At 62.2% G+C, this 4,469-nt stretch carries 6 protein-coding genes; all 6 read right to left on the bottom strand.

Translation table 11 applies throughout. The features are described from left to right. The coding region (locus B3520_RS05580) for an MFS transporter (protein WP_286875595.1) at nucleotides 1-658 on the bottom strand (658 nt) is incomplete at its 3' end. A 65-nt stretch (nucleotides 659-723) separates the two neighbouring features. Next, nucleotides 724-1,404: an SCO family protein gene (locus tag B3520_RS05585; RefSeq protein WP_286875597.1), complete on the bottom strand. Its 681-nt coding sequence runs from the start codon at nucleotides 1,402-1,404 to the stop codon at nucleotides 724-726. 29 nt (nucleotides 1,405-1,433) lie between these two features. Next, nucleotides 1,434-2,360 (bottom strand): heme o synthase, encoded by a 927-nt coding sequence (gene cyoE / locus B3520_RS05590; protein WP_286804180.1) that lies wholly within the window; start codon nucleotides 2,358-2,360, stop codon nucleotides 1,434-1,436. A 22-nt stretch (nucleotides 2,361-2,382) separates the two neighbouring features. Next, on the bottom strand, nucleotides 2,383-3,420 hold the full coding sequence (locus B3520_RS05595; protein ID WP_339618225.1) for a COX15/CtaA family protein: 1,038 nt from the start codon (nucleotides 3,418-3,420) through the stop codon (nucleotides 2,383-2,385). A gap of 20 nt (nucleotides 3,421-3,440) precedes the next feature. Next, the gene (locus B3520_RS05600) at nucleotides 3,441-4,073 is read right to left on the bottom strand and encodes a hypothetical protein (RefSeq protein WP_286804179.1); all 633 of its coding nucleotides are present in this window, start codon (nucleotides 4,071-4,073) and stop codon (nucleotides 3,441-3,443) included. Beyond that, a partial coding sequence (locus B3520_RS05605; RefSeq protein ID WP_286875599.1) for an SURF1 family protein occupies nucleotides 4,066-4,469 on the bottom strand: 404 nt, incomplete at its 5' end. The genes B3520_RS05600 and B3520_RS05605, both read right to left, overlap by 8 nt.

Raw genomic sequence — 4,469 nt, forward strand, 5'->3', positions numbered from 1 at the left:
CCGCCAGAGCCCAGAAAAAAACCACGGCGGCGATCGCCAGATAGGGGCCGGCGACCGCCTGAACCTCGCTGGTATAGAAGGCCGTGCGCTCTACCTCACTCATCCGCGCCAGCGCATCGGGGCTGTGCTCCACCCCGGAGAGAATAAACTCGCGGCCGATCAGCACTCCGGAAATGGTTCCCAGGGAGTTGAACGACTGGGCAAAATTCAGGCGTCGCTCGGCGGTTTCCGGATCGCCCATCGCGACGATCATCGGATTGGCCGAGGTCTCCAGAAAGGCCAGGCCGCTGGCAATGACAAACAGCGCCAGCAGAAAATAGCTGTATTCGTGCGCCAGCGCCGCCGGATAGAACAGGCTCGCGCCCAGGCCATACAGCAGCAGCCCAATGATCACTGCCACTTTATAACCAAAGCGTTTCATCGCCACCGCAGCCGGTATCGCGAGCGCAAAATAACCGAAATAGAACGCGGACTGGACCCAGCCCGACGCGAAGTCACTCAGGACAAAGGCCTTCTTGAACTGGGTGATCAGGATGTCATTGAGGTTGTTCGCCACGCCCCACATGAAAAACAGGCTGACGATCAGCACCAGGGGCAGCCACAGGCTGACGCCGGACGACGTTCGGGCCTGATGGGTCGTGTGGGACGATAGCGACATGGGGCCGTCTCTCCAACAGGGTCACCGACTTGGCACCGCTCGATGCCGTGTCGTCAACGCATCGGCTAGTGCGGGAATGCCGCGACGATGGACCCGTAGTGTTCAGCCAGCCGGGTGGGATCAAACGGCGGTTTGAAGAAACCGTGGTAATCGCCCATGGGGTTGAACAGGACGATATTGCCGCTGTGATCGACCGTGTAATCGTCGTCGCTCTGAGTGACCTTGGCAAAGGCGACATTGACCTCGTTGGCCAGTCGCTTGAGGGTCAGAAATTCGCCGGTGACACCGACGAAGTCTTCGTGAAAATAGGGCACGTATTCCGCCAGCACCTCGGGGGTGTCCCGCGCCGGGTCCAGGGTGACCAGCAGCACCTGAGTGCGCTCGGCCAACTCCGGCGGGAGCGCTTCCATGGTCCGGGCCAATTCCGCCATCGCCATGGGGCAGATATCCGGGCACTGGGTGAAGCCGAAGAAGGCCAGGGTCCACTGGCCCTTGAGCTGCTCCGGAGTGAACGTTTCGCCCCGATGGTCCACCAGCTCAAACGCGCTGACCCGACGGGGCTGCTCGAACACCAGGGTGCCCTGCTCCCGCAATGCCTCCCGGTCCAGGGCCGGCTCGCGGGTGACCTTGTACACCTGCAGGCCCACGACCACCGCCACGACGGCAACCAGAATAGCCACGGTGCGGCGGATACCGCGCTGCTGTCGAGCGCGGCGATGGTCGGGGTTGGGGGCAGTGTCACTCACGGGCTTGACTCCGGTACATCAGGGATTGGTCAGAGGCGCAGATAGTCGGTCGGCACGGGCAGCAGGTAGTGGTCCAGCAGCATCACCACAAACAGCGCCATCAGGTAGACGATGGAGTACTTGAAGGTATCCATCCCCACCGAGGGCTTTTTGCTGAACATCAATGCCAGGGACCAGTAGAGGAAACCCGCTCCGAGCACCAGGGCGCCGAGCAGGTACAGCCAGTTCAGCATGCCGGTGATATAGGGCAGCATGGTCACCAGCACCAGGATCACGGTGTACAGCAGGATGTGCAGTTTGGTGTACTGCTCGCCGTGGGTCACCGGGAGCATGGGAATGTCCGCCTTGGCGTACTCGTCTTTGCGGTGCACCGCCAGGGCCCAGAAATGCGGGGGCGTCCAGGCAAAAATGATCAGGACCAGCAGCAGCGCATGACCGTGAATTTCACCGGTCACCGCCGTCCAGCCCAGCAGAGGGGGCGCGGCACCGGCGATACCACCGATGACAATATTCTGGGGGGTAGCGCGCTTGAGAAACAGGGTGTAGACCACGGCGTAGCCCAACAGCGACACCAGGGTGAGCACGGCAGTCAGGGTGTTGATGAACACCACCAGCAGCGCCAGACCCAGGCTGCCAATGACTAGGGCGAACATCGCCGCCTGCAGGGGCTCGACCCGGCCCTTGGCCACGGGGCGGTTAAACGTGCGGGCCATTTTCTGGTCCACATGGCGATCCACCAAGTGATTCACGGCGGCGGCAGAACCGGCGCACAGCGCGATACCCAGATTGCCGATCAGCAGCACATCCAACGGCACCATACCGGGCACGGCCAACAGCATGCCGATGACCGACGTCAGGATCATCAGCAACACCACATTGGGCTTGCACAGCTCGTAATAATCTCGCCAGCTCATGCTGGATCCGGACGTGCGCGTGTTATCAATTATTTTCGCCATGGGATTCCTGCTTTTTATACCCCTAGATTCGTATCGCCGAATAACTCCGGTGAGCCAGAGTCACCAAGCCCAGCAACAGTAACGCACCGACCCCGTTGTGGGCAACCGCTACCGACAGCGGCAGTGACGCCAGCACGTTAGTAATGCCCAGCGTGACTTGCACCACCAGCAGCAGGCCGATCACACCGGCCAAACGCCGCGCGCGACTCAGTGGCACCTGCCACAGGCGATACAACAGCACCAGCAGCACCAGGGTCACCACCAGGGCGCCGATGCGGTGGGTCAAATGAATCGCGGTGCGGGCATCACCTTCGAGCAGACCGCCCAAGTAGTTGGGGCCGACACTCTGGGCGAAATTGAAGCCCCGCACAAAGTCGGTATCGGGCCACCACTCGCCGTGGCAGGTGGGAAAATCGGTGCAGGCCAGGGCGGCATAATTGGAGCTGGTCCAGCCCCCCAGGGCAATCTGCATGACCACAACCATCAGCGCCAGCCAGATCAGCGGGCGCAACCCAACCAAGCGCCGATAACTGTTGCTGGACAGGCTCCAGGGGCGGTTCTGCAGGCGCAGCGCCAGCAACCAGAGCAGACTGAAGGTGGCAAAGCCGCCGAGCAGGTGAGCGGTCACTACCTGCGGCCAGAGCTTGAGGGTAACGGTCCACATGCCGAAAGCGGCCTGCACAACCACCAGGGCCAGCAGACCGGTAGCGTGCCAACGCGGATAGTTCATGGCCGGCGCCCGGGCGGCGAAGCGCCAGGTGGCCAGGGTGATCCCCAGAATCACCAACCCGAGGGTACCGGCAAAATACCGGTGCACCATTTCCGGCCAGGTTTTATCGTGCTCGACCGGCGCTTCGGGGAACAGGGCCTCGGCCCTGGCGACATGCTCGTCCGAGCTCGGCCAGGTCAGATGACCATAACACCCGGGCCAGTCCGGGCAGCCCAGGCCGGCATCCACCAGCCGGGTGAATGCCCCCAGAACCACCACCACCGCGCAGAGAGCGGCGGCAAAGAGGGCCCAGCGATAGCCGTGTTTTTGTTGATTTTTTATTGGCGCCACGATTCAGTCTCCTCGGACCATCAATCTTCGTAGGAGTAGCGCAGCAAGCGCTTGATGTCTTTCAGTAATTGGTTACCGGTGTGATCGGGGCCATAGGCCATCATCACAAAGCCTTCCTGATCCATCAGAAAATACCGGCCTTCGCTCACCGGGTTACCCGGCAGGTTGGTGTCCGCCAGTGATGCCATCATGGTGGCTTCCTCGGGGCGCAGCACCTCGGTGCCCGGATGCTCCTCCCGCCACTGCTCCAACAGTGCGTCCGAAGGCTCCCCGCCGACCGGCAGAATGATGCGTTTGACCCGATAGGCTTTATCCGCCAGACGAACGTGTACCTGACGGGTCAGGTACAGATTGGCTTGGCAGCGCTCACCGCACTCCGCGTCCACCGGGATCACGTAGCGCCACCGTTTCTGTTCCGGGTCCAGCGTCCAGGCTTCGCCCGCCAGGGTCTCTGGCTGCCACTGGGTAAACCGCTGGGGTGGGTCCAGCAACTCGCCCTGATTGACCTGCCCGTCCGGGATGCCGACACCGGTCTGGAACAGCACGTAGGCAATCAGCATGGGCAGCGCCACCACCGTTATCAAACCAATGGCGGTGATCTGGCCCCGACGCTTGAATCGGCGCTGGCGTTCGTTCGGATCTTGATCAGTCATTAGGGCTACTCCCGCTACCGCATTCTGCGGAGTTCGCTGTTGTTGTACGCCTGCGTTTGCGCAGGCCCATGAGGGTCACAAACAACCAGATTACCACGGCGGCCGCCATGGCAAACCACTGCACCGCATAACCGAGGTGTTTGGCAGCGCTCACTTCCAGGTCCTGCCACCCGGTAATCAGGGCACCCGGGCTGCCGTCATCCAGTCTGGCGTAATGGTCCAGCACCGGCGACTCAAACGCCTCGGCCATGGCCTCTGGATCGATAGCGACAATTACTTTGGGCCAGCCGGCATCCGCTGTGCGACCGTCGAGCAGCGGATGGTCACTGGACGCCTGCCAGCGGGCGAACAGGGTGTGCTCCCCTTCCGGCGCTGGCGGGTCGGGGCGATCGGCTC

This window comes from Marinimicrobium sp. UBA4509, assembly GCF_002388575.1.
Classification (GTDB): domain Bacteria; phylum Pseudomonadota; class Gammaproteobacteria; order Pseudomonadales; family Cellvibrionaceae; genus Marinimicrobium; species Marinimicrobium koreense.

What these genes read in the sequence shown, in the direction of transcription:
- cyoE (WP_286804180.1), bottom strand. Translation starts at nt 2,360, where the DNA reads ATGGCGAAAATAATTGATAACACGCGCACGTCCGGATCCAGCATGAGC.
- B3520_RS05600 (WP_286804179.1), bottom strand. Translation starts at nt 4,073, where the DNA reads ATGACTGATCAAGATCCGAACGAACGCCAGCGCCGATTCAAGCGTCGG.